The organism is Raineyella antarctica (genome assembly GCF_900092135.1).
In the GTDB taxonomy this organism is placed as follows: domain Bacteria; phylum Actinomycetota; class Actinomycetes; order Propionibacteriales; family Propionibacteriaceae; genus Raineyella; species Raineyella antarctica.
Map to the genome: position 1 here is coordinate 244,688 of NZ_FMYF01000003.1, position 24,358 is coordinate 269,045.

A 24,358-nucleotide genomic window follows, 5' to 3' on the forward strand; every position below is an offset into this window, starting at 1 on the left:
GGGGCATGACCCGTCTGCTAGGAGCTGGTCGCGTCGCGGACCTCGCCGACCAGTTCCTCCAGCACGTCCTCGAACGCCACCACCGCCGCCTGCCCGGCGCGGGCGCCGGTGCCCTCGACCAGCGCCAGGTGCACGTTGTGCTGCTGCATGGTGCGCATCACCTGCTGCAGCTTCGCGTCGGCCGGGACGGTGATCAGGTCGTAGAGCAGCTCGCGCGGGACCGGTTCGCGGCGGCGCTCGGGCGGGATCGCCAGCAGGTCCTTCACGTGCAGGTAGCCGACCAGCGTCCCGTCGGCTGCGCGGCCGGGGAACCGGGAGAAGCCCGTCTCCGCGCACAACTGCTCGACCTCGGCGACGGTCGCGCCGGCGGACACCGTCTCCAACTGGTCGGCGGGGATGGCCACGTCGGCGGTGGTGAGGTGCTCGAAGCCCAGCGCACCGGTCAGCAGCTCGACCTGGTCGTCGTCCAGCAGCCCCTCCCGCCCCGACTCGGCCACGAACCCGGCCACCTCGCCGGAGGTGAACGCGGAGGAGACTTCGTCGCGCGGCTCGGCCCGGAAGACGTGGCGGACGACGAAGTTGGCCGAGTGGTTCATCAGCCAGATGAACGGGCGCAGCACCACCACGAAGACGTGCAGCACCGGACCCAGCAGCAGCGCGGCGGCGGCCGGACGGGCGATCGCCATGTTCTTGGGGACCATCTCGCCCAGCACCATGTGCAGCAGCGTGACGAACAGCAGCGCGATCACCAGGGCGACCGGGTGCACCAGCGCCTCGGGCAGCCCGAAGGCCTGGAACGGGACCTCCAGCAGCCCGGCGAGGGCCGGCTCGCCGACCGCGCCGATCACCAGCGAGCAGGCGGTGATGCCCAGCTGGGTGGCAGCCAGCGACGTCGAGACGTCCTCTATCCCCTTCAGTGCGAACCGGGCGGAGGCGGACCCGGCCGCCGCGCGGGGCTCGATCTGGTCCCGGCGCGCCGAGACCATGGCGAACTCCGCCGCGACGAAGAAGGCGTTCCCTGCCAGCAGCAGGACCAGGACCAGCAGGGCGATGCCGGTGCTCATCGGGCACCGCCCTCGTGCACCGCGCGGTGGCCGTCGGTCCGCCGGACCACTATCCGGTCGGCCCGATGGCCGTCCATCCGGACCACCTTCAGGATGATCTCGGTGCTGGTCGGCAAGTTGTCCTCGTCCCGGTGCAGGTGGTCGACGGCGGTCAGTCGTACGGTGTCCCCGGCCTTGGGCAGGCGGTCGAGCTTCTCGGTCACCAGCCCGCCAAGGGTGTCGGACTCCGCGCCCTCGGGGAGCTCCAGGTCCATGATGTCGCCGAGCTCGTCGGGCCTCAGCAGCCCGGACACCGAGATCCCGCCGTCCTGGCGGCGCAGGTAGGGGGCGACGGTCTCGTCGTGCTCGTCGTCGACGGCGCCGATGATCTCCTCGATCAGGTCCTCCAGCGTGACGATGCCGGCAGTGCCGCCGTACTCGTCGACGACGACGGCCATCTGCAGGCCCGGCCTGCGCAGCTCGCGCAGCAGCGGATCCAGGGTCATCGACTCGGACACGTACGTGGCGGGGACGGCGATCTCCCGGACGGTCCGGGTCGTCCGCTCCTCGTACGGCACTGCGAAGGCGTGCTTGAAGTGCACGATGCCGACGACATCGTCCACCGTCTCCCCTGCGACCGGGAAGCGGGAGTGGCCGGTGGCCGCGGCGGTGTCGATCAGCTCCTGGACCGTGTGCTCGTGCAGGAAGGTGACCTGCGGGCGCGGGCGCATCACGTCGGCGGCCGTACGCTCGCCGAACTCGATGGACCGGGCCACCAGTTCGGCCGTCTCCGGGGCCAGGGTGCCCTCGGCTCCGGAGCGGGAGACCAGCGCCTGCAGCTCCTCGGCGGTCCGGGCGTTGGCGATCTCCTCGGTGGGGGTGAAGCCGAGCAGCTTCAGCACCCCGTTGGCGGCGCCGTTCAGGATCCGTACGAGCCAGCCGAACAGTGCCATGAAGATCCGCTGCGGGTACACGACCAGCCGGGCGACCCGCATCGGCTCGGCGATCGCCCAGTTCTTGGGGACCAGCTCGCCGAAGACCATCTGCCCGAAGGTGACGAGCGCGAACGCCACCACCGTCGCGACCCCGATCGCTGCGTCCCGGGCCACCCCGGCCAGGTCCAGCACCTCGGCCAGCAAGAGGCCGAGCGAGGGCCCGATCAGGAAACCGGTCAGCAGGCTGCTGACGGTGATCCCCAGCTGGGCGCCAGAGAGGTTGGAGGACGTCTTCTTCAGGGCCCGCTCCAGGGCGCCGGCCCTGCCGTCCCCGGCCTCCTCGGCCGCGCGGACCTGGTGGCGGTTGACCGTCAGGAAGGCGAACTCCACCCCGACGAACAAGGCATTGGCGACGATCAGGACGAGGAGTACGGCGAGCAGGATCCAGGCGGTCAGCACGCCGTACTCCCAGGTATTCGAGGATTCACCGCACCCAAGTTACCGCCACCCTCCCTGTCCAGCCCACCTGTGCGCCACAGTGGGGTCATGAACGCTGTGGACACCGAATCCGGGACCGACACGTACGACGTCATCGTCATCGGCGGCGGTGCCGCCGGCGAGAACGCCGCCGACTACGCCATCCGCGGCAGCGACCGGACCGCCGCACTGGTCGAGGCCGAACTGCTGGGCGGTGAGTGCTCCTACTGGGCCTGCATCCCGAGCGAGACCCTGCTCCGCCCGCTCGACGTGGCCGAGACCGCCGCCAACCTGTCCGGGCTGTCCGTCCCCGTCCTCGACCGGCGCGCCCTGCTGGCCCGCCGCGACGAGTGGGTGCACGACTACGAGGACGCCAGCCAGGTGTCCTGGGCCACCGATGCGGGCATCGACACCGTCCGCGGCCGCGGCCGGCTGGTCGGCGAGCGGACCGTGGAGGTGACCTCCCCCGACGGGGACGTCCGCCGCCTGGTCGCCCGGCTGGCCGTCGTGCTCGCGACCGGCAGCGTGCCGGTCGTCCCGGACACGCTGGCGGCGGCCCGGCCCTGGACCACCCGGGACGCGACCGGGGTGGTCCAGGTCCCCGAGCGGCTGGCCATCATCGGCGGTGGTCCGGTCGCCTGCGAGGCCGCCCGCTGGATGACCGCCCTGGGTTCGTCGGTCACCATGGTCGTCCGCGGTGACCGGCTGCTGTCCAGGCTGGAGGACTTCGCCGGGGACGAGGTCGCCGACGGGCTGCGCTCGGAAGGGGTGACCCTGCGCCTGGGCACCTCGGTCACCTCGGCGGAGCGGCCAGAGGTCCATCCGGATCCCGGTATCGGCCGCCCGCACGGCGGTCCGGTCACCCTCGTGCTGGACGACGGCTCGGAGCTGGAGGTCGACGAGGTGCTGCTGGCGACCGGACGCCGGGCCGCCACCGACGGGCTGGGCCTGGAGGCCGTCGGACTCCGGCCCGACGACCTGGCCGGACGTACGCACGGCGGCCCACTGCCGGCGTGGCTGTCCACCGTCGGTGACATCAATGGCGAGGCGCTGCTCACCCACTGGGGCAAGCACCAGGGCCGCCGGGTCGGGGGCCGGATCGCGGCCCTGGCCGAGGGGCGCCCAGTCCCCGCGGAGCCGCCGGCACCGGTCCCTGCCGTGGTGTTCAGCTCCCCGCAGGTCGCCTCGGTCGGCCTGACCTCCCAGCAGGCGGAACAACAGGACCGCCGGGTGCGACTCCTGGACGTGGACTACACCTCCGCCGCGGGGGCCTCGCTGCTGCGCGACGACGCGGCCGGGCACGTCCGGCTGGTCGTCGACGAGGACAGCGAGGTGGTGCTGGGCGCCACCTTCGTGGGGCCCGACGTCGCCGAGCAACTGCACGCCGCCACGATCGCGGTCGCGGCGGGTCTGGACCTGGCCACGCTGCGTCTGGCGGTGCCGAGCTATCCGACAGCCAGCGAGGTGTGGCTGCGGCTGCTGGAGGACTGAGACGCTGGCCGGCTAGGGCAGGAGCGCACCGAGCAGCCGGCCGAGCTCGGCGCGGTCGGCCTCGGACAGGCCACCGAAGAACTCGCCGGCCACCTCGGCCCGCACCTCGCGGGAGCGCTCCTCGACCGCACGGCCACGGTCGGTCGGCTCGACCAGTTGGGCCCGCCGGTCCCCCGGGTCCGGCCCCCGGCTGACGAACCCCGCCTCCACCAGCGCGTCGATCACGTCGGTGACCGAGCGGGGGGTGACGTGCAGGCGCTCGGCCAGCCGGGCGGGACGTACGGCGCCCTCCTCGCACACGATGTGCAGCGCCCTGCCCTGGTGCGGCGGCAGCGGGCCGCCGCCGAGCCTGACCGCCTGGCGGAAGGCCCGCGTGGCGGAGTGCAGCAGGTCGGCGAGTTCCGCGGCGGTCGGGGCGGCATCGGGCATGCGGGAATACTACCAAGCCTTAGAGCGCTTGACTCATTGTGAAGTTACCTCACATACTTGTCGTGTCGAACCACCCCACCAGCTCAGGAGGTACCCCATGACCGACCTCCACATGGGTCCCCCGATGGGACGCCCGGCCCGGATCGATCCGGCCGACCGCGCCCAGCTCGCCGAGTCCCCCGTCGGCTTCTCCCGCGTCGCGGCGCTGTTCCGCCCGTACGGGCGCCAGCTGACGCTGGTCATCGTGATGATCGTCGCCACCTCGGTGGTCAGCCTCGCCCAGCCGTTCCTGGTCCGCGAGGTGATCGACGTCGCGATCCCCGGCCAGCGGGTCGGACTGCTCGTCACCCTGGTCGCCGCGATGATCGGGATCGCCGCTGCGGTCCAACTGATCGGCGTGCTGCAGACCTGGATCAGCTCCAGCGTGGGCCAGCACGTCATGCACGACCTGCGCACCAGCGTCTTCAACCACCTGCAGAAGCAGTCGCTCGGGTTCTTCACCCGGACCCGTGGCGGCGAGGTGCAGTCGCGGCTGGTCAACGACGTCGCCGGGATGCAGTCCGTGGTCACCACCACGGCAACCTCGATCGCCTCCAATGCCACGACGGCGGTGGCGACCACGATCGCCATGGTCGCCCTCAGCCCGCGGCTCTCGCTGCTCTCCCTGGTCGTGCTGCCGCCGGCCATCTGGCTGACCCGCCAGGTCGCCCTGATCCGGCGTGACATCACCGGCAAGCTGCAGCGGACCATGGCCGAGATGCACGGGCACGTGGAGGAGTCGCTGTCGATCAGCGGCGTACGACTGTCCAAGACGCTGGGGGCCACCGGGGCCGGGGCGGCGAAGTTCGAGGACATCTCCGAGCGGCTGATCGACCTGGAGCTGCGCTCCCAGCTGTCCGGGCGCTGGCGGATGGCCACGATGCAGATCATCTTCGCCGCGATCCCGGCAGTCATCTACCTGGTCGCCGGCCTGCCCGGCCTGGGCGAGCCGATGACGATCGGCACGCTGATCGCCTTCACCGGCCTGCAGTCGCAGATCTTCCGGCCGCTGATGGGGCTGATGAACGTGGGCTCGCAGTGGGTGTCCTCGATGGCCCTGTTCAGCCGGATCTTCGGCTACCTCGACCTCCGGCCCGAGGTCCCCGCCCCCGAGCACCCGGTCCGGATCGACCGGTCGCGGGTCGAGGGCCGGGTCCGCTTCGAGGACGTCGGCTTCCGCTACGCCGGCGCCGACCAGCCGACCCTGGCCGGGATCGACCTGGAGATCGCCCCCGGCAGCACGCTGGCCCTGGTCGGCGAGACCGGGTCGGGCAAGTCGACGCTGGCCTCGCTGGTCGCCCGGCTGAACGACCCGACCACCGGCCGGGTGACGATCGACGGGATCGACGTACGCGACCTGGCCGCCGCGGACCTGGCCGCCCTGGTCGGGGTGGTGTCGCAGGAGACCTACCTGGTCCACGACACGATCCGGGCGAACCTGCTGCTGGCCCGGCCCGGGGCGCCCGAGCAGGAGCTGTGGCAGGCGCTGGCCACGGCCCGGATCGCCGACCTGGTCGCCGGCCTGCCCGAGGGCCTGGACACGGTGGTGGGCGCCCGCGGCTTCCGCTTCTCCGGAGGTGAGCAGCAGCGGCTCGCGATCGCCCGTACGATCCTGCGCAACCCGCCGATCCTGGTCCTGGACGAGGCGACCAGTGCGCTGGACAACGAGACCGAACGCGAGGTGCAGGCCGGTCTGGACCGGCTGGCCAGCGGCCGTACCACGCTGACCATCGCGCACCGCCTCTCCACCATCAGGGACGCCGACCAGATCGCCGTCCTGGCCGACGGACGGGTGGTCGAGCAGGGCACCCACGACGAGCTGGTCGCCCGCGGCGGGGCGTACGCCGACCTGCTGGCACCGGCCCTGGTGCTGCCCGCCTGAGGCCCGGACACGACTGGATAACGGCCTCCGGTAGCCCCACCCGGTCGGACCCCTCGGCGGGACACTGGTGGCATGAGGGCTCGCCCGAACGTCGTGTTGCTCGTCATCGCGGTGCTGGTCGCCGCGCTCGCCACAACCGCCGCCGTCGTGGCCGCGAACCGCAAGCCCTCCCCACCCGACCTGGCGACACCCGAGGGAGTCGTGGAGGCGTACGTGGTCGCCGTGATAACTGCCGACCAGGCCACAGCGACGTCCTTCCTCGACCCCACCCTGAACTGCCAGTCGAACCTGCAGTACTTCAGCCAGCAGCAGGGCTCTTTCACGGTGGTGAGCAGCAGGACGTCCGGCTCGACGGCCTGGGTGGTCGCCGAGATCAGCATGGGCGGTGGTGGCCCCCTCCCCGACACCACGAACGCCCAACGGTTCACGTTCCAGCTGGTCTCCCGCGACGGCCACTGGCTGGTCACCGGCGACCCGTGGCCCGGCCTCGGATGCAAGGAGAACTGAATCCCATGAGCATCTTGTTCGGGCTGCTGCCGGCGCTGGTGGTCGTCGCGCTCCTGGCCCTCGTGATCGTCTGGGCGAACCGCCGGCACGCGGCCGGGGCCGGGGCCGGCGGGGACCCCCATCCGATCCGGCGGTTCTTCCAGTACCTGCTGCTGTTCGGCCTGCTGGTGGTCGCGGCGATCGGCACCAGCAACCTGCTGGCCCGCCTGTTCGGCTCGACCACCCGGGCGCCCGGTCCCAGCCCCTACCCGGGTGGACCGGATCCCGCCCTGCTGCTGGCCCAGGACCTCGCCTTCAGCATCGTCGGCATCCCACTGGTCGCCCTGATCGCGGCCTGGACCTGGCGCAGCCACCGGCGCGATCCGGAGGAGTCCCGCTCCGGCGTGTACGCGGTCCACGCCACCCTGATGGCGCTGGTCGCGCTACTCGTCTCCGCCCTGGCCCTCCAGGCCCTGGTCGGCGCCGCGGCGTACCGCCCGCACCTCGACGCCGACGCCGCCGGCCGGTTCATCGTCTGGGGGGCGATCTGGGTGGCGTACTGGCTGCTGGCCCGGAGGTCCCTGCCGGCCGTCCACCGGGGTCCGCACCTGGTGCTCGGCTCCATGGTGGGCCTGGTCCTGGTCACGCTGGGCTTCGTCCGGCTGGTCGGCACCTCCCTGGACATGCTGGTGCGCCCCGGCGAGGTGATCGGGATCGGCGGACAACTGGCCGGGGCCCTCGGACTGTTCCTGGCCGGCGCGCTGGTCTGGGTGCGCTACTGGGTGACCGCGACGGCGCGCGAGCCTCGTACGCCACTGTGGCTGCTGCACGTGCTGGTGCTGGGCGTCGGTGGTGGACTGGTGCTGGCCCTGCTCGGTGCCAGCCTGCTGCTGTGGGACACCCTGGTCTGGTTCGTCGGGGACCCCGGGCAGACGACCGCCCGGCTGCACTTCGCCGGCGCCACCAGCCAGTTCGCGGCCGTGCTGGCCGGGGCGCTGGTCTGGTGGTACCACCGCAGCGCGTTGGCGCACGGCGGCACGACCGGCCGCACCGAGGTGCAGCGGGTCTACGAGTACCTCGTCTCGGCGATCGGCCTGGGCGCGACCGCGGCCGGGGTGGGGACGGTCCTGGTGGCGCTGATCGAGTCGGTGACCCCCGGGGTCGACGTCGGCATGTCGGTGCGCAACACCCTGCTCTCCGCGGTCACCCTGCTGGTGGTCGGCATCCCGGTCTGGCTGACGTTCTGGCTCGCCATCCGCCGCAAGGTCGCGGCCGATCCGCCGGCGGAGGTCGCCTCGCGCACCCGGCGGATCTACCTGGCTCTGCTGTTCGGGCTGGCCGGGGTCGCGGCCGCGATCGCCCTGATCATCGTGGCGATCGGACTGATGCAGGACGTGGTCGTGTCCCAGGTCTCCGGGGCGACCCTCCGGTCGATGCGCTACGGCCTCGGCGTGCTGGTCGCGGCGGCCGCGGTGTCGACCTACCACGGCACGGTGTGGCGCGAGGATCGTACGATCGCCCCGGTCCCACCGGTCCCGGCGGAGGCCGCCCCCCGCTGGATCATCCTGGTCGGCCCCGCGGCCCCCGACCTGGTCCGCGACGTGGAGCAGGCCACCGGGGCCCATGTGGAGCTGTGGAGCACCGCCGGCGAGGTGGGCCACTGGGACCGGGAGGCACTCGTCGCGGCGCTGGCCGAGCACACCGGCCCCTCCGCCCTGGTGCTGGCCCAGGACGGCCCGCCGCAGGTGCTCGACGTCAGCATGGCCGGACGCCCCCTCGACTAGCGCCCGGTACGACCGCCTGCGGCGATCGCTAGCCCAGGTCGGCCAGGTAGTCCTCGGCCCACTGCCAGCGGACCTTCGCCACGTCGGCCCGGGCCCGGAACGCCCGGGCCTTCATGGCCCGGATCCGGTCCGCCTGCTCCGGGCGGACCCGCAGCCGCTCGCGGATCAGCGGGGTCTCCCCCGCGGCCAGCGCCAGGCTGTGCGCCTCGGCGTCCCGGTACAGCTCGAACTGCTCGTCGCGGTAGGCGACCAGCACCGTACGGACCTGGTCGTCGTCGATCATGTCGAAGAAGACCGCCTGCAGCAGGAACGGGTCACGCTCCCCCGGCAGCGGGTGCACGGTCGCGATCCAGGACTCCAGCTCGGCACGCCCAGCAGCGGTCAGGCGGTAGACCACGCGTCGCTGCGCCTCCCCGCGGATGCCCTCCTCGGCGTCGACCAGGCCCTCGGACTCCAGGGTGGCCAGTAGCGGGTAGATCTGGCTGTGCTTGGCCGACCAGAGCCACCCCATCGACGCGTCGAAGAACCGCTTCAGGTCGTAGCCGGTCATCGGGGTGGCCTCGAGGACACCCAGGACGGCATGCTTCAGCGACATGCAGCCATCCTAGGAAGGTTCAGCGGTCCTGGCGCCGGGCCGCGGGGACGGCACCCCGCCACATGTCGATGAAGTCCGGCTCGGCGGTGTCGAAGTGGCGCGGGACCCAGGTGCCGTCGTCGGGGATCAGCCGTACGCCGTAGGAGTACTCCCAGGTCATGTCCTCGGGACCCTTGAAGTAGAGGAAGATCGCGGTGGACTGCGGGTGCCGGCCCGGCCCCATCGTGATGTGCACGCCGTTGGCCTCCAGGAAGCGCCAGCTGCGCATCACGTCGTCGATCGAGCCGACCTGGAAGTTCACGTGCCCCAGTCCGGTGCTGTCCTTGAAGATGGCCAGCTTGTGGTGCACCGGGTCGATCCGGGTCAGGACGGCGTTCTCGCCGATCCAGTCGGAGACCTTGATGTTGAAGTGCCGGGTCCAGAAGTCGTGCGCCTCCATCACGTCCGGCGCCTCGATCCCGAGGTGGCCGAACTCGGTGATGCCGGCGGGCCGGGCCCAGCGCACCGGCCGGGCCTCGACGTGCACCTGGCCGATCACCAGCTCGATCCGGTTGTCGCCCGGGGAGAGGAAGGAGATGAAGTCCTGGACGCGGCGGGCCCGGGCCTCCTCGGGGGTGCCGCGGGTGACCTCGACGCCGTCGGCCTGCAGCTGGGCGGCGGCGGCCTCCAGCTCGGCCGGCCCGGCGAGGACGAAGGCGCTGGCCAGCGAGCCGACATGGTCGCCCTCGACGAAGGCCAGGCAGTGGTGGCGGTTGTCGGCGCGGAACATCGCCGTGTCGCCCTCGTGCCGGACGAGTTCGAGGCCGACGATGTCCTGGGCGAAGTCGAGCTGGGCGCGCATGTCGGCAGTGCCGACGCGGACGTAGGCGAGGTCGATGAGGTTGATCATGACGTGCTCCTGGTCGGGTGGGAGGGGCGTGGGTCAGCCGTGCTGGGCACTGAGGTGGGACCAGATCCGGCCGAGGAGCTCGGTGCTGGTCGTACGCCAGGCCTCCTGCTCCTCGATCGAGAGGGGTTCGGGGGTGCCGGCGGAGGCCGCGACGGCGTTGAGCCGGGCGGAGGCCTCGAGCACCCACATCCGGGCCACCGCCTCGCCCGGCGTGGCGCCGGTGGTGATGGCCCCGTTGCCGCGCATCACCAGCGCATCGGCGCGGCCGAGCGTTGCGGCGAGGCGGCCGGCGCGCTCGGGATCGCGGACCAGACGGGGGTCGGTGAAGACCGGGACGACGTCGCCGACGAAGCTGCCCTGCCCGTGCAGCGGGCGGATCGGGACCCCGGCCGCGGTGATCGCGGTGACCGTCTCCGGCTGGGCCCGGCAGACGGCGTCGACCTCGGGTCGGGCCCGCAGGATGGCAAGGTGGATCCAGGCCTCCTTGGGGATCCCGGCGGGCAGTTCGGTGGCGTCCAGCGGGACGACCGGGAAGTCGTCGTCGGGGCGCACCGAGCCGAGCGGAACCGCCGGGGTGATCGCCACCCGGCCGGCGTCGAGGCGGACCGACACGTGCCCGAAGGCGGTGACCAGGCCCTCGGCGGCGAGGGCGTGGGCGGCGGTGGCCAGAGCAGGGCGTACGTCCATGTCGAGGAGCGTAGGCAGGGCTGTTCAGTTATGTCAAGAGCTACATAGTTAGCAGGTGTTGGCCGTCACTCCTGCCATCCGCCGGTCAGCCGGGCTGCCACCCGCAGGTCCTCGGCCCAGGAGATCGACACCTCGCAGTGCCGGATCATCCCGCTGAAGACCACCGACTTCATCATCTGCATCCGGTCGTGCTCCTCCATCGGCCGGGCCTTCATCCGCTCCCGGATCAACTCGGTCTCGCCCTCGATCAGGGAGCGCTGGTGCTCGCGCAGGTCGGCGATCCGGTCCCTCATGGCCGAGACATACTCGTCCAGCACGCCGTCGACCGCATGGTTGTCGAGGACGTCCATGAACAGCGCCTGAAGCAGCATCGGGTCACGGGCCGGCGGCAGGCGGTGCACGGAGCCGACCCATTCGCGCAGTTCGGCCCGGCCCGCCTCGGTGATGGTGTACCGGGTCGAGTGGCGACGCCCGTGCACCTCGTCCTCACTGAACACCACACCCTCGTCCGCCATCGCGTTCAGCAGCGGGTAGATCTGGCTCAGCTTGGCACTCCACACCCAGTTGGCACTGGTCTCGAAGAAGGACCCGAGTTCGTAGCCCGTCATCGGCTGGGCGTCCAGCACGCCGAGGATGGCATAGCGCAGCGACATGAATCGCCCCTTCGTCAGTTCTGGGTGATAGGCCCTATTGATACGACTGTGACCTGTAAGTCTTGACATACCCTAGCCGCCCCAACAGGATGTGACCATGGTCACAGCGAAGAGATCACTCAGGTTCGGGAGGCATCCATGACCTCCCCCACGACCGGCAGGGCCCTCCAGGGCGCGATCGGCGTCCTCGCCCTGGTCGCCGTCCTGGAGCTGCTGAGCCGGATCGGGGTGATTGCACCGACCCTGCTGCCGCCGCCTTCCCAGGTGCTCGCCGACCTCGCCACCCTGCTCGGCTCCCCCGCCTTCCTCGGCGACGTCGCCTCGACGCTGTTCGGCTGGGCGATCGGCCTGTCCCTGGCCTCGCTGATCGGCGTCACGGCAGGGCTGGTGCTCGGCTCCTCCCGGTGGGCGTACGAGGCCAGCAGCGCGCTGATCGAGTTCCTCCGGCCGATCCCGGCGGTGGCCCTGGTGCCGCTGGCGATCCTGATGTTCGGCACCGGCACCACGATGAAGTTCATGCTGGTGACGTACGCCGCGCTGTGGCCGATCATGCTCAACACCCTGTACGGCGCCCGCGAACTCGACCCGGTCACCCGCGAGACCGCGAAGACGTTCCGGCTCACCTGGTGGCAGACGCTGACCAAGGTCTTCCTGCCGCATGCCGCACCGTTCGCGTTCACCGGCATCCGGATCTCGGCCGCGATCGCCCTGATCGTCACGGTCAGCGCCGAACTGCTGGCCGGCACCGCCTCGGGCATCGGCTCCTTCATCCTCCAGGTCCAGGCCGGCGGCGGCTCCACCTCGCAGGTCTTCGCCGGAACGCTGGTCGCCGGAGTCCTCGGCGTCCTGGTGAACGCCGCCCTGCGGGGCGTGGAATCCGTCATCTTCGCCTGGCGCAAGGAACAGAACTGATGAGCGTCAACACCACGACCGCCCCGGTCACCCCCGGTACCCAGCCGCACGCGGTCCGCCGCGGGCTGTCGATCGCGACCCGCTGGATCGTCCTGGTCGGCATCCTCGTCGTCTGGCAGGTCTCGACGATGCTGATGGACAACCCCTTCTTCCCCACCCCGGTGAAGATCGTGCAGAAGGCCGCCGTGCTCTGGCTGCCCGGCCCGGACGGCCTCCTGACCAGGAGCATGCGCCTAGACGTGCTGCCCAGTATCGCCCGGGCACTGACCGGCTTCGGCCTGGCCATCGTGGCCGGCGTCGCGCTCGGGACCGCGATCGCGCTGAGCCGCCGGCTCGAGGGCTTCCTGGACTGGATCCTGCAATTCATGCGGGCGGTGCCGCCGCCGACGCTGTTCCCGGTCTTCCTGATCCTGCTGGGCACCACCGACCAGATGCGGATCGCGCTGATCGCCTTCGGCTCGGTCTGGCCGATCCTGCTGAACACGATCGAGGGCGTCCGCGGCGTCCGGCCACTGACCATCGAGACCAGCCGGGTGTTCCGGATCAGCCCGGCCCGTCGCCTCTTCGAGGTGATCCTGCCCTCCGCGGGTCCGAAGATCCTCGCCGGTGTGCGTACCAGCCTCTCGCTCGCCCTGATCCTGATGGTGATCTCGGAGATGATCGCCTCCTCCAGCGGGATCGGCCACCAGTTGGTGCAGGCCCAGCGCAGCTTCGCGATCACGAACATGTGGGCCGGCATCCTGCTGCTGGCGATCCTGGGCTACCTGTTCAACCTGATCCTGACCCTGGTCGAGCGCCGCATCCTCGCCTGGCAGCGCGAGTCGGGACGGGAGACCTCATGACCGTCCAGCTCTCGCACCGGGGGCCCGCCGCCGAGCGGCCCGGCACCGACCCCACACCGCCCACCCCGCGACCCGAAGGCCCTGCGATGACCCTGCTCGACATCGACCACCTGACCCACACGTACGGCACCGGCCCGGGCGCCCACATGGCGCTGGCCGACATCACCTTCGACGTCAAGCAGGGCGAGTTCGTCTCGATCGTGGGCCCCTCGGGCTGCGGCAAGACCACCCTGCTGCGGACGATGGCCGGCCTGATGCCGCCCACCGGAGGCGACCTGCGCTTCCTGGACCAGCGAATCACCGACGTGCCGGAGGGCCTGGCGATGGTCTTCCAGGACTACCGGGGGTCGCTGTTCCCCTGGCTCACGGTCGAGAGCAACGTACGCTTCCCGCTCCAGCACCTCGGGCTCGACAAGGCCGAGGAGCAGCGGCGGGTCAGCGAGTCGCTGGAGGCCGTCGGCCTGGCCGGGAACGAGAAGAAGTACCCCGGCCAGCTCTCCGGCGGCATGCAGCAGCGCGTCGCGATCGCCCGCGCCCTCGCGTACCGGCCGAAGATCATGCTGATGGACGAGCCGTTCGCCTCCATCGATGCCCAGACCCGGGAGGACCTGGAGGACCTGGTCCTCAAGGTGCGCGAGCAGTTCGACATGACGATGCTCTTCGTCACCCACGACATCGACGAGAGCGTCTACCTCGCCGACCGCGTGGTGGTGCTGTCCAAGCCCTCCACCGTCGTGCAGACCATCCTCGACGTGCCGCTGGGCCGCCACCGCGACCAGATCACGACCAAGGAGGACCCGGTCTTCATCCAGATCCGTGGCGAGGTCGCCCGGATGATCCGCAACGCCCCGGCCGGCCACGAGCTGCTGGCCGAGCGACGCTCCGCCTGACGACCGAACCGCCTGAAGGACCCCAGCACCACCAGCACCACCCACCAGCAACACCAGCAGCACCCACCAGAAATGCTCCAACCGAAAGGAAGACGACGATGTCTCCTCGCTTCACCCTTCGCCGCATCGGCGCCGCCGTGGCCGCAGCGGCCATGACCGTGACGATCGCTGCCTGTGGCAACAGCTCCGACAAGGCGGCGGCGCCCGCCGGCGACGGCAAGCCCGAGACCACTGCCCTCACCATCGGCTTCACCCCGGTCGCCGACCAGGGCGCGCTGATCATCGCCGTGAACAAGGGCTACTTCACCGACGAGGGCCTGACCGTCACCCCGCGGGCCGCCCAGGGCGGTGCCGCAGCGGTCCCGGCGATGGTCGCCGGCGAGCTGCAGGGCGTCTTCGGCACCTACCCGTCCTTCCTGCTGGCCCAGCAGAACGCGACCGAGATGCGGATCGTCGGCCTGGGCGTCTCCGGCTCGGAGAACTTCGCCGGTGTCTTCGTCAACCCGAAGTCCGGGATCACCTCGATCAAGGACCTGGCCGGCAAGAAGCTGGCGGTCAACACGCTGAACAACACCGGCGACCTGACCATCAAGAGCGTCCTGCGCGAGAACGGCGTCGATCCGGCCCAGGTCAACTTCATGGAGCTGCCGTTCCCCGACATGGCGGGCGCGCTGGAGCGCGGCACCGTCGATGCGGTCTGGGCGGTCGAGCCGTTCCAGAGCAACCTGCTGGCGGCCGGCAACAAGAAGCTGTTCTCCAACTTCTCCGGCCGTACGGCGACCATCCCGTTGGCCGGGGTGGCGATGACCGCCGACTTCGTCAAGAAGAACCCGAACACCACCGCCGCGTTCGCCCGGGCCCTGGAGCGCGCCAACGCCGAACTGGCCAAGGACCCCAACAGCGTCCGCGCGGTCGTGCCGACCTACTCCAAGACGACCGCCGAGGTCGCCAACAAGATGCAGCTGCCGACCTGGCACGAGGGCTACCCGACGGTCGAGGGGCTCCAGCTGTGGAACACCGTGATGGTCGACGAGGGCGCGCTCCAGAAGCCGGTCGACCTGTCGAAGATGGTCTACGCACCGCCGGCCAAGTGATCGTCATCGCCTGAACCACCTGGCACGGACGGGCCCCGACCGCTGTACGCGGTCGGGGCCCGCCCCGTTCCCGGGGTCACAGCCCGACCCGCTCCGGCAGGTCGACCGGATGCCCGTACCGATGTGCGGTGATGCTCACCGCCTGTTCATGGACGTACGGCAGCAGCGCCACCCGACCGGCCTCGACCACCGGCCCGGCGTACACGGCGACGTCGATCGAGCCATCCAGCGCCTCGGCCAGGGCCGTCGGGTCGCCGCCGAGCAGCCGGACCCGCCCGTCGCGGCGGTGGCCGACGTGCCGGGCCCGGGCCAGGAAGTCGGCGTCCGACTCGACCAGCACCGGGATGCCGCGTTCGTGCAGGAACGCCTCGAGCGCCTGGGGCAGCTGCACCGCCGTCGACACCCGATGGCCCAGGCCGGGCGTCCGGCGGGCCTCCGGGTCGTCCTCTGGATACAGCGCCAGCGCAGCGGACAGTTCACGGACCAACGAGGACACCGGCCGCCCCTCCCCGAGCCGGATCAGCACCGGCGCCGGGAGGTAGCGCAGCACGTTGCGCTCCACGCCGAGTCCGGCCGGGTCGTGACCGATGCCGAACTCCTCGTCGAGGGCCTCCTGGTCCAGCCCCACGGCGACCTCGAGCCGGACGGACTCCTCCGCTGACAGGACCGTACGCCCCACCTCGAGTACCCGTCGCAGGATCGGTGCGGACGGCTCGGGCACCAACTGGTCGACGGCGGCCGGGACGACCTCACCGAAGCCGAACAGGTAGTTCGGGCCACCGGCCTTGTTGCCGGTGCCGACCGAGGAGCGCTTCCAGCCGCCGAAGGGCTGGCGGCCGACGATCGCGCCGGTGATGCCACGGTTGACGTACGCGTTGCCGGCGTGGACGCGCGCCAGCCAGTAGGCGATCTCGTCCGGGTCCAGGCTGTGCAGGCCGGCGGTCAGGCCGTAGTCGGTGCCGTTCTGCACCTCGACGGCGGTGACAAGGTCGGGGACGGTGACCACGCCGAGCACCGGCCCGAAGTACTCGACCAGGTGGAACTCACTGCCGGCGACGACGCCGGAGCGGATGCCCGGGGTCCACAGCCGGCCGTCGGGATCGAGGGCGCGGGGCCGGAGCACCCATTCCTGGCCGGGTTCGAGGGTGGTCAGGCCGCGCCGCAGCTTGTCGCCCAGGGCCGTGGTCAGCGGGCCGACCTGGCTGGACGGGTCGGTGGGCGGGCCCACGGTCAGGGAGCGCGTGGCGTCGATGAGTTGGTCGCGCAGCCGGGTGGAGCGGCCGGCGGCGCCGACGAGGATCACCAGCGAGGCGGCCGAGCACTTCTGCCCGGCGTGGCCGAACGCCGAGGTGACGACGTCCCGGACGGCCAGGTCGCGGTCAGCGGACGGCGTGACCACTATCGCGTTCTTCCCGGAGGTCTCGGCCATCAGCGGCAGGTCGGGTCGCCAGCTGCGGAACAGCTCGGCGGTGTCGGCGGACCCGGTCAGCACCACCCGGCCGACCCGCGGGTCGGAGACGAGCCGGCGTCCCAGCTCGGGGTCGTCGGGGACCACCAGGGCGAGCACGTCGCGGGGGACGCCGGCCCGCCAACAGGCCTCGGCCAGCAGGGCACCGCACCGACGGGCGGCGGTGGCGGGCTTGAAGATGACCGCCGAACCGGCCGCCAGCGCCGCGGCCACCCCGCCCAGCGGGATGGACAGCGGAAAGTTCCACGGCGGGGTGACCACTGTCAGGTCGACCGGCCGGAAGGTCCCGCCGACCAGCCCGTCCAGCTCGAGGGACCGGGCGGCGTAGTAGCGGGCGAAGTCGACGGCCTCGGAGACCTCCGGGTCGGACTGGTCGAGGGTCTTGCCGCACTCCGCGGCCGCCACCTCCAGCAGGTCGGCCCGGGAGGCCTCGAGCTGGGCGCCGATCCGGTGCACGATCGCGGCCCGCTCGGCGCGGGGCCGGGCGTGCCAGGCGGCGCCGGCCGCGGCGGTCCGGGCCAGTACCTCCTCGAGTGCCTGCGGGTCGGCGACCCGGGCGGCCTCGACCGCGCCCAGCCCCAGCCTGCTGGTCGGCACCCGGGACAGGATCGCCCGGCCCCAGGCCAGGTTCGCCGGCAGGGCGGTGTCGGTGTCCGGGGCGGGGACCACGTGGCCGACGGCGGTACGCGGCGCGGGGACGGCGACGTGTCGTCCCTGGGTACGGTCCTGGGTGCGGCGTGGCCCGACCGCGTCGGGCGTACCGGTGCCGGCCTGCTCGGCGAGCAGCCGGCCGGCCGCCGCCTCGAAGCGGGAGCGCTCCCGGGCCAGGCCGGCCTCGGGCGACGGGTCGACCAGCGAGGCCAGGAAGTTGTCGGCCGAGGAGTTCTCCTCCAGCCGGCGGACCAGGTAGGCGATCGCCACGTCGAACTCGCTGGGCCGGACGACCGGGACGTACAACCGCAGGCCACCGACCTCGGCGCGCACCACCTCGGCCTGGGCCGGCGCCATCCCGGCCAGCATCTCCACCTCGACCCGGTCCCGTACGCCGCGCAGCCCGGCCAGCTCCCAGGCTGCGGCCAGGGTGAACAGGTTGTGGCCGGCCACGCCGAGACGTATCGCGCGGGTGTTCTCCGGGGTGAGCGCGTGGTCGAGCAGCCGCAGGTAGTTCGCGTCGGTGGCCTCCTTGGAGTCGGTGGTCGCCGGCGGCCAGTCGTGCAGCAGGGCGTCGACGGTCTCCATCGCCAGGTTGGCGCCCTTGACCAGCCGGAGCCGGATCGGGGCACCGCCCCGGTCGACGCGGTCCCGGGCCCAGGCGGACAGCTCCTGCATCCGCGGCAGCGCGTCCGGCAGGTAGGCCTGCAGCACCACCCCGGCGGCCAGCCCCTGCAGTCCCGGCAGGTCCAGGAGCCGGCGAAAGACGGCCAGGGTGAGGTGGAGGTCGTGGTACTCCTCCATGTCCAGGTTGATGAAGACCGGTTCGGGCTGGGTGGCGGCGGACCGGTAGAGGGGTTCGAGCAGGCCGACGGCACGCTCGACCGCCTCGTCGAAGCCCCAGGGGTTGTGCGGCCCGAGCACGGCCGACACCTTCAGCGAGACGTAGTCGACGTCGGGGCGGAGCACCAGGCGGTGCACGTGCTCGAGCCGGCGGGCCGCCTCGGCATCCCCCAGCACGGCTTCGCCGAGCAGGTTCACGTTCAGCCGGACGCCGTCCCGGGACAGCCGGGCCAGCCCGGCGCCCAACCGGTCGTCGTCGGCGTCAAGGACCAGGTCGCCGACCAGCCGCCGCAGCACCCGGCGCGCGATCGGGACCACCACCTCGGGGGCCGCCGGGGCCAGCAGTCCGCCGGCGCGGACCAGTGGGCCCAGCCCGGCGGGCAGGGCAGGGGTCGTACGGGCCAGCCGGTGCAACTCGCGGGCGGCGGTCCGGGCGTCCTCGGGGCGTACGACGCCGTCGACGAAGCCGAGCAGGAAGGCAACCCCTGCCGGGTCCGCGGCGATCCGGGCCAGCAGGTCTGCCGACCGGCCCCGGGGCCGGCCCTCCGCGGCCCGCCACCAGCGCTCGGCGGTCGGGACGGCCGCCTCCAGTGCCTGCCGGAGCCCGTCGTCGGTGGGCTGGTCGATGCTGTCCGCCGCTGCCATGGTGGGCCTCCTGGTCGTTACCGCTCGTCACACCCGTGGCCGGTGCGGCCGCGGGATCGGGTGATCGCGTCGGCCGCCATGATCAGGCCGAGGTGGCTGAACGCCTGTGGGTAGTTGCCGGCCAGCCGGCCCCGGCTCGCGTCGTACTCCTCCGACAGCAGCCCGCCCGTGCGTCATGTGCCCATCGTGCCCCTCCCGGGCCGAAGACAACAGGGGACCGGGTCGGAACGCGATCCTGTCAGGCCACTGTGCCAGACTCGTTTGCTGTGATCAGGGCATGAGCACGCGCACCACCACCCGTCGGGTGGGAGGCCGGCGAACGAGTTCGCAAGCGGGTCTCGGCCCCTTCCTGACCGCCGTCCTGCTCGGCACGTTCACCTTCTTCGTCCTGCCGGCGGCCCCGGATCCGACCGTGCTGTCGGTGACCGACGTGGCCCGGCCGGTGTTCGCCGGGCTGGTGGTGGGGCTCACCTGGCGGGGAGGCAACGACTGGCTGCGGGTCACCGCCGCCGTGCTCGCGGGCGGCCTCGGCACCGAGGCGCTGGCCAGGGTCGGCGTGCTGCCCGGATCGGTCGCCCTGCTCGCGGTCCTGCTCGCGCCGCTGACGGCGTCCGTGGCCGCGGTGGCGATGGAGCGGTACGGCAGCCGGGCCACGCAGGCGGTGGCCGTGGCCGGGGTTCTCGGCTACGGGCTGTTCCTGTCCGGGGTGGTCGCACCGCGCGGACCGGCGGCCGCCGCGCGCCACGCCGCGCTCGCCGCTCCACCGGTCCCGGAGCACTACACCGCGGCGGGTGAGGTGTACCTGCGGATCGTCGACCTGATGAAGGATGGCCAGTTCTTCTATCCCGCGTACCGGAAGGCGATCATCGGCCTCGACGGGGTGGAGGCGTCCTCGATGCCGGACCCGTTCGACCTGGCTGCGCGGCACCCCTGGTCCCCCGGGACGGACGCCACGGCGCAGGCGACGTCGATGCCGACCCCGTTCGACTTCCGCGAACCCTTCCTGTTCCACCTGTGGAAGCTGCTGCCCGGCTCGACGCCGTACGCGCTGCTGGTCTGGTTCGTCGTCTTCGGCCTCGCCGCCGCGGTGTGTGCCTACCTGCTCGCTACCGCGGTCACCACCCCCGGCCCGGCACTGGTCGCGCCGATCGCCCTGGTGGCGTACCTGGACTCGTTCTGGTGGGCCGACGGTTCGCTGGCGTTCACCCTGACCGAGGTCTGGGCGGCCTTCTTCGCCGTCGCGGCGCTGATGTGCCTGGTCCGGCAGTGGCGGATCGCCGGCTTGGTGCTGCTGCTGATGGCCGTGGCCGGCCGGGAGTTCATGGTGCTGCTGGTCCCGGTCTGGCTGGCCAGGTGGTGGCTCGGCACGCCGCACCACCAGCGGCGGCGCACCTGGTGGGAGCCGGTGGTGGCCGTCGCCGGACCGGTCCTGCTGGTCGGCTCGGCCTGGCTGATGGCGCCCGCGACCGGCGGGCCGGGGGCGACGATGTCCCGCTGGCTGCACGGCGGCGTGGACCGGCTGCTCGCCGCCATGCAGTTCGGCTGGGACAGCACGCCGGCGCCCGCGGTCGTCTCGTCCGCGGTCGTCGCTCTGGCGCTGTTCGGCGCCCTGCTGACCCTGCCGCCCGCCCTGGGCCGGTCCCTGCCGCTGGCGGTGCTGCTGCCCCTGGGCTTCCTCACGCTGGTCGGCCCGGCAGCGGACGGCGCGCACTGGGGCGCGGCCTTCGTCCCGGTCCTCATCGCCCTGGCCCCGCTGGCCGCTGGTCGGTGGGTGCACCAGGCCGGCGGCCGGTCCTCCCGGACCCGGCGTACGGCTACGCGCCGGCCGGGACCCGGCTCCTGATCGCCGCAGAGGTCTGCGGGTCGAAGAAGTGCATCCGCGCGCTGTCGATGTGTACCGCGATCCGGTCCCCGACCCGCACCTTGCTGCGGGGGGAGAACGACGCGATCCAGCGCACGCCCTCGTGGCCCAGCAGCGTCGCCGACGCGCTCGCCTCGTCCTGGTTCTCCGCGGCCAGGGCGCGGGTGTGCTCGGTCTCGGCGGCCTTGGCGTCGAAGGTGAAGTGCACCTGCAGTTCGCTGCCGAGTGCCTCCACGAGCCGGACGGTGGCGGACACCTGGCGGCCGTCGTCCAGCCGCTCCAGGGCCGCGTCCTCCATGTCCTCGTGGCGTACGCCGACCACCACCTCGCGGTCGACCCAGTTCTCCAGCTCGCCCAGCTCGGCCACCCGGGCCGGGTCCACCGCGACCCGCTGGGAGCCGAAGTCGACCACCAGCCCGTCGCCGTCGCGGACCAGCCGGGCCAGGGCCATGTTCATCGGCGGGGAGCCGATGAAGCCGGCCACGAAGATGTTGGCCGGGTTCTCGTACATCTCCTGCGGTTCGGAGACCTGCTGCAGCAGGCCGTCCTTCATCAGGGCGATCCGGTCCCCCATCGTCATCGCCTCGACCTGGTCGTGGGTGACGTAGATGGTGGTGACGCCGAGCTCGAGCTGCAGGGCGGCGATCTCGGTGCGCATCTGGCCGCGCAGCTTGGCGTCCAGGTTGGACAGCGGCTCGTCCATCAGGAACACCTGCGGGCGACGGACGATGGCCCGTCCCATGGCGACCCGCTGGCGCTGGCCACCGGAGAGTTGCTTGGGCCGCCGGTCGAGGTAGTCGGTGAGGTCCAGCTTGGCCGCGGCCGCATCCACCAGCCGGGTGATCTCGTCCTTCGGGGTCTTGCGCAGCCGCAGCCCGTAGCCGATGTTGTCCCGCACGCTCATGTGCGGGTACAGCGCGTAGCTCTGGAAGACCATCGCGATGTCGCGGTCCTTGCTCGGGACGGTGTTCACCACCTTGTCCCCGATCAGGAGCCGGCCCGAGGAGATGTCCTCCAGGCCGGCGACCATCCGCAGCGCGGTGGACTTGCCGCAGCCCGAGGGGCCGACGAGCACCATGAACTCACCGTCCTGCACCTCCAGATCGAGGTCGTGCACGGCATGGAAGCCGTTGTCGTAGACCTTGTTGACCTTGTCGAACACCACACCAGCCATGGAGGCCTCACGAACCTTTCGGGACGACGGACGGAACGGTAACCATCAGCCCTTCACCGCCCCGGCGGTCAGGCCGCCGACGATGTAGCGCTGCAGGGTGTAGAAGAGGACCACCGTGGGGATGGCCGTGAGCAGGGTGCCGGCGGCGAACATGCCGAAGTTGGTGTTCGCCCGGTCGCCCTGGACCAGCCCGAAGAGGCCGACCGCCAGGGTCTTGGCGTCCTGGGCGGTCAGGAAGACGTTGGCCATCAGGAACTCGTTGATGGTCTGGATGAAGCTGAGCAGCCCGGTGACGGCGAGGATCGGCGTGACCAGCGGCAGGATCACCCCGAAGAAGACCTGGGTGTGGGTGGCCCCGTCGACCTTGGCCGACTCGTCCAGGTCCTTCGGGATGGTGTCGAAGAAGCCCTTCATCAGCCAGGTGTTGGCGCCTAGCGCACCGCCCATGTACAGCAGGATCAGGCCCCAGTAGGTGTTGAAGCCGATCCGGGGGTAGAGCTCGGTGATCGTGGTGAACATGATGTAGATCGTCACGATCGCCAGGAACTGCGGGAACATCTGCACCAGCAGCAGGAACATCAGCCCGGGCCGGCGTCCCTTGAAGCGGTAGCGGCTGAACGCGTACGCCGCCAGCGCCGACAGGAACACCGCGGCGAAGGCCGAGACCACCGCGATCACCACGGAGTTGAGGAACCAGCTGCGGAACTCGGTGCGGGTCAGCAGGTTGGAGAAGTTCTCCGTCGACAGGCGGGTGGGCACCAGCGAGGTCGAGGAGAGGGTGCCGAGCGGGTTGAACGCCGCCGAGACGACGAAGACGATCGGGAACAGCGAGAACAGGACCGCCGCGATCGCCACCAGGTGGCGCCAGCCGACGCGGGCGAACCAGGAGCCCTGTGCGCTGCCGAGGACGACCGGGGTCGTGGTGGTGTCAGCCATGTCAGTTGATCTCCTCGAGGACGGCGGTGCGCCGGAAGCCGATCACCGACACGGTCGCGACGATCAGGAAGATCACCAGCGAGACCGCGGCGGCGAAGCCGTACTGGGCACCGCCCGCGCCGAACGCGAGCCGGTAGGTGTAGCTGATCAGCAGGTCGGTGCCGCCGGCCGTGGGACTGTCCGGCGGGAACGGCCCGCCCTCGGTGGTCAGGCCGATCGCGTTGTAGTTGTTGAAGTTGAACGAGAAGCTCGCGATCAGCAACGGCGCCGTCGAGACCAGCAGCAGTGGCAGGGTGACCGTACGGAACGCCAGCCAGCGGGACGCCCCGTCCACGGCGGCGGCCTCGGTCAGGTCGCTGGGGATGGACTGCAGCGCACCGGTGGTGACCAGGAACATGTACGGGTAGCCCAGCCAGAACTGGATGGTGATCACCGCCAGCTTGGCCAGGGTGGCATCACCGAACCAGTTCAGGTCTGTCCCCAACAACTGGTTGACCAGGCCGAAGTCCTGGTTGAACATGTCGCGCCAGACCAGCAGCATCGCGAACGACGGCATGGCGTACGGCAGCACGATCAGCACGCGGTAGAACTTCAGCCCGCGTACGAGGGGGTTGTTGAGGGCCAGCGCGATCAGCAGGCCGACGGCGAAGGTCCCGAAGACCACCGCCAGGGCGAAGACGAAGTTCCAGATGATCATGCCGGTGAAGTGCTTGCCGAGCACCGGGTCGGCGAAGAGGCGCTGGAAGTTGCCCAGTCCGACGTTCACCCGCCAGCCCTGCGGCAGCCGGTCACCGGTGCTGGACACGAAGTAGCCGGTCTTGGGATCGGCCGTCCAGGTCTGGCCGGTGGCCTTGTCGGTGATGCAGTCGCACTGCGGGGCGTACGAGCGGGTCTTGCTCCCCTCGTACGCCCGCGACACGCCGGAGGCGCGAATGGCGCCGCGGGCGGTCGGTACCGAGAGGTTCTCGATGTCCTTGGCCCGGGCACTGGCCTGGCCGATGTCCAGGACGGTGTAGCCGGGCAGTTCGGTGACCTTGCCGGTGGTCCCGACCTGCGCGTCCGGGGCGGGGGTGAGCCCGTCGGCGGTGCCGATCTGGACCTGGCGGGTGGCCGGGTCGGTGAGCAGGAAGACGAGCTTGCCGTCCGGGGTGGGGCCCTTGGCCGCCACGGTCAGCACGTAGTCGATGCTGTCGGCGGTGCGCTGGACGCTGCTCGACTCGATCGAGACGATCGCGTCCTCCTTGGGGCCGCGATGCCCGTCGCCGAAGTTGGTGAAGGCGGTCGTGATGGTGAGCAGCACCGGGACGACCTGGAAGACCAGCAGGAAGGCCAGGCCCGGCAGCAGGTACTTGGGCGGGATCCGGTAGGGCTGGACGTAGACGGCGAGGACCAGCAGGGTCGAGGCGACCAGCACCCCGAACAGCACCCAGCGGCCGTCCGCTAGCAGGGGTCCGGCCAGCGCGACGGCGATCGCCAGCACCAGGCCGAGCCCGATGATCTTGGCCAGCAGCGCCAGCGGATTGGTGCCGGTGATGCCCCAGCCCTCGCGCTGCAGGACGGGCTTCCTGCGTTCCGGGGTGGCCGGGGTGGTCGGACGGTCAGGCACGTGAACTCCTCGCACAAGGAGGAACGTACGGTGCGGTCGACCGTGG

21 protein-coding genes are annotated in these 24,358 nt (G+C 71.5%); 9 read left to right on the top strand and 12 right to left on the bottom strand.

Translation table 11 applies throughout. The annotated features are described in order from the left end of the window. Positions 1-17: 17 nt before the first annotated feature. The gene (locus GA0111570_RS05990; RefSeq protein WP_092607806.1) at positions 18-1,064 is read right to left on the bottom strand and encodes a hemolysin family protein; all 1,047 of its coding nucleotides are present in this window, start codon (positions 1,062-1,064) and stop codon (positions 18-20) included. Continuing rightward, on the bottom strand, positions 1,061-2,437 hold the full coding sequence (locus GA0111570_RS05995; RefSeq protein WP_092607809.1) for a hemolysin family protein: 1,377 nt from the start codon (positions 2,435-2,437) through the stop codon (positions 1,061-1,063). The genes GA0111570_RS05990 and GA0111570_RS05995 overlap by 4 nt, the downstream gene beginning before the upstream one ends. Before the next feature lie 87 nt (positions 2,438-2,524). On the opposite strand from GA0111570_RS05995, the gene GA0111570_RS06000 reads away from it, so the two are divergent. Beyond that, positions 2,525-3,946, top strand: coding sequence for a dihydrolipoyl dehydrogenase family protein (locus GA0111570_RS06000; RefSeq protein WP_092607812.1), 1,422 nt, complete (start codon positions 2,525-2,527; stop codon positions 3,944-3,946). A 12-nt stretch (positions 3,947-3,958) separates the two neighbouring features. On the opposite strand, the gene GA0111570_RS06005 is transcribed toward GA0111570_RS06000, so the two are convergent. Next, the gene (locus GA0111570_RS06005) at positions 3,959-4,375 is read right to left on the bottom strand and encodes a MarR family winged helix-turn-helix transcriptional regulator (RefSeq protein ID WP_092607815.1); all 417 of its coding nucleotides are present in this window, start codon (positions 4,373-4,375) and stop codon (positions 3,959-3,961) included. 97 nt (positions 4,376-4,472) lie between these two features. Between GA0111570_RS06005 and GA0111570_RS06010 the strand changes: the two genes are divergently transcribed. The 3 genes from GA0111570_RS06010 (at position 4,473) to GA0111570_RS06020 (ending at position 8,566) form a co-directional block, all read left to right on the top strand. Continuing rightward, entirely contained in the window at positions 4,473-6,296 is a 1,824-nt protein-coding gene (locus GA0111570_RS06010) for an ABC transporter ATP-binding protein (protein WP_092607818.1), read from the top strand. A 72-nt stretch (positions 6,297-6,368) separates the two neighbouring features. Continuing rightward, positions 6,369-6,803, top strand: a complete 435-nt coding sequence (locus tag GA0111570_RS06015; protein ID WP_139283158.1) for a hypothetical protein — start codon at positions 6,369-6,371, stop codon at positions 6,801-6,803. Positions 6,804-6,808: 5 nt separating this feature from the next. Then, on the top strand, positions 6,809-8,566 hold the full coding sequence (locus tag GA0111570_RS06020) for a DUF5671 domain-containing protein (protein WP_092607822.1): 1,758 nt from the start codon (positions 6,809-6,811) through the stop codon (positions 8,564-8,566). A gap of 28 nt (positions 8,567-8,594) precedes the next feature. Here GA0111570_RS06020 and GA0111570_RS06025 read toward each other — a convergent pair whose 3' ends face one another. The 4 genes from GA0111570_RS06025 to GA0111570_RS06040 form a co-directional block, all read right to left on the bottom strand. Then, positions 8,595-9,161, bottom strand: coding sequence for a PadR family transcriptional regulator (locus GA0111570_RS06025; protein ID WP_092607825.1), 567 nt, complete (start codon positions 9,159-9,161; stop codon positions 8,595-8,597). Between the two features lie 19 nt (positions 9,162-9,180). Beyond that, positions 9,181-10,050: a VOC family protein gene (locus GA0111570_RS06030; protein ID WP_092607828.1), complete on the bottom strand. Its 870-nt coding sequence runs from the start codon at positions 10,048-10,050 to the stop codon at positions 9,181-9,183. A gap of 33 nt (positions 10,051-10,083) precedes the next feature. Beyond that, on the bottom strand, positions 10,084-10,737 hold the full coding sequence (locus GA0111570_RS06035) for a class II aldolase/adducin family protein (protein ID WP_092607831.1): 654 nt from the start codon (positions 10,735-10,737) through the stop codon (positions 10,084-10,086). 65 nt (positions 10,738-10,802) lie between these two features. Continuing rightward, positions 10,803-11,390, bottom strand: coding sequence for a PadR family transcriptional regulator (locus GA0111570_RS06040; protein ID WP_175557349.1), 588 nt, complete (start codon positions 11,388-11,390; stop codon positions 10,803-10,805). A gap of 138 nt (positions 11,391-11,528) precedes the next feature. Here GA0111570_RS06040 and GA0111570_RS06045 point away from each other — a divergent pair, with 138 nt between their 5' ends. The 4 genes from GA0111570_RS06045 (at position 11,529) to GA0111570_RS06060 (ending at position 15,128) form a co-directional block, all read left to right on the top strand. Continuing rightward, entirely contained in the window at positions 11,529-12,302 is a 774-nt protein-coding gene (locus tag GA0111570_RS06045; RefSeq protein ID WP_217634039.1) for an ABC transporter permease, read from the top strand. After that, positions 12,302-13,144: an ABC transporter permease gene (locus tag GA0111570_RS06050; RefSeq protein ID WP_092607837.1), complete on the top strand. Its 843-nt coding sequence runs from the start codon at positions 12,302-12,304 to the stop codon at positions 13,142-13,144. Before GA0111570_RS06045 ends, GA0111570_RS06050 begins: the two co-directional genes overlap by 1 nt. Further along, a complete protein-coding gene (locus GA0111570_RS06055) occupies positions 13,141-14,034 on the top strand; it encodes an ABC transporter ATP-binding protein (protein ID WP_092607840.1) in 894 nt (297 codons plus the stop codon). Before GA0111570_RS06050 ends, GA0111570_RS06055 begins: the two co-directional genes overlap by 4 nt. A gap of 98 nt (positions 14,035-14,132) precedes the next feature. Then, the gene (locus GA0111570_RS06060) at positions 14,133-15,128 is read left to right on the top strand and encodes an ABC transporter substrate-binding protein (RefSeq protein WP_092607843.1); all 996 of its coding nucleotides are present in this window, start codon (positions 14,133-14,135) and stop codon (positions 15,126-15,128) included. Positions 15,129-15,204: 76 nt separating this feature from the next. Here the strand turns inward: GA0111570_RS06060 and GA0111570_RS06065 are convergent, their stop codons facing one another. Both GA0111570_RS06065 and GA0111570_RS18330 read right to left on the bottom strand, forming a co-directional pair. Beyond that, on the bottom strand, positions 15,205-18,735 hold the full coding sequence (locus GA0111570_RS06065; RefSeq protein ID WP_092607846.1) for a proline dehydrogenase family protein: 3,531 nt from the start codon (positions 18,733-18,735) through the stop codon (positions 15,205-15,207). Between the two features lie 17 nt (positions 18,736-18,752). Next, positions 18,753-18,896, bottom strand: a complete 144-nt coding sequence (locus tag GA0111570_RS18330; protein ID WP_342689710.1) for a glycoside hydrolase family 15 protein — start codon at positions 18,894-18,896, stop codon at positions 18,753-18,755. Positions 18,897-19,012: 116 nt separating this feature from the next. Here GA0111570_RS18330 and GA0111570_RS06070 point away from each other — a divergent pair, with 116 nt between their 5' ends. Then, positions 19,013-20,578, top strand: coding sequence for a hypothetical protein (locus GA0111570_RS06070; RefSeq protein ID WP_092607849.1), 1,566 nt, complete (start codon positions 19,013-19,015; stop codon positions 20,576-20,578). On the opposite strand, the gene GA0111570_RS06075 is transcribed toward GA0111570_RS06070, so the two are convergent. The 3 genes from GA0111570_RS06075 to GA0111570_RS06085 are packed head-to-tail and all read right to left on the bottom strand — an operon-like array spanning position 20,550 to position 24,312. Beyond that, the gene (locus GA0111570_RS06075; RefSeq protein WP_092607852.1) at positions 20,550-21,770 is read right to left on the bottom strand and encodes an ABC transporter ATP-binding protein; all 1,221 of its coding nucleotides are present in this window, start codon (positions 21,768-21,770) and stop codon (positions 20,550-20,552) included. The genes GA0111570_RS06070 and GA0111570_RS06075 overlap by 29 nt on opposite strands. Before the next feature lie 45 nt (positions 21,771-21,815). After that, a complete protein-coding gene (locus GA0111570_RS06080) occupies positions 21,816-22,706 on the bottom strand; it encodes a sugar ABC transporter permease (protein WP_092607855.1) in 891 nt (296 codons plus the stop codon). A 1-nt stretch (position 22,707) separates the two neighbouring features. Continuing rightward, positions 22,708-24,312: an ABC transporter permease subunit gene (locus tag GA0111570_RS06085; RefSeq protein ID WP_092607858.1), complete on the bottom strand. Its 1,605-nt coding sequence runs from the start codon at positions 24,310-24,312 to the stop codon at positions 22,708-22,710. Between the last annotated feature and the right edge of the window lie 46 nt (positions 24,313-24,358).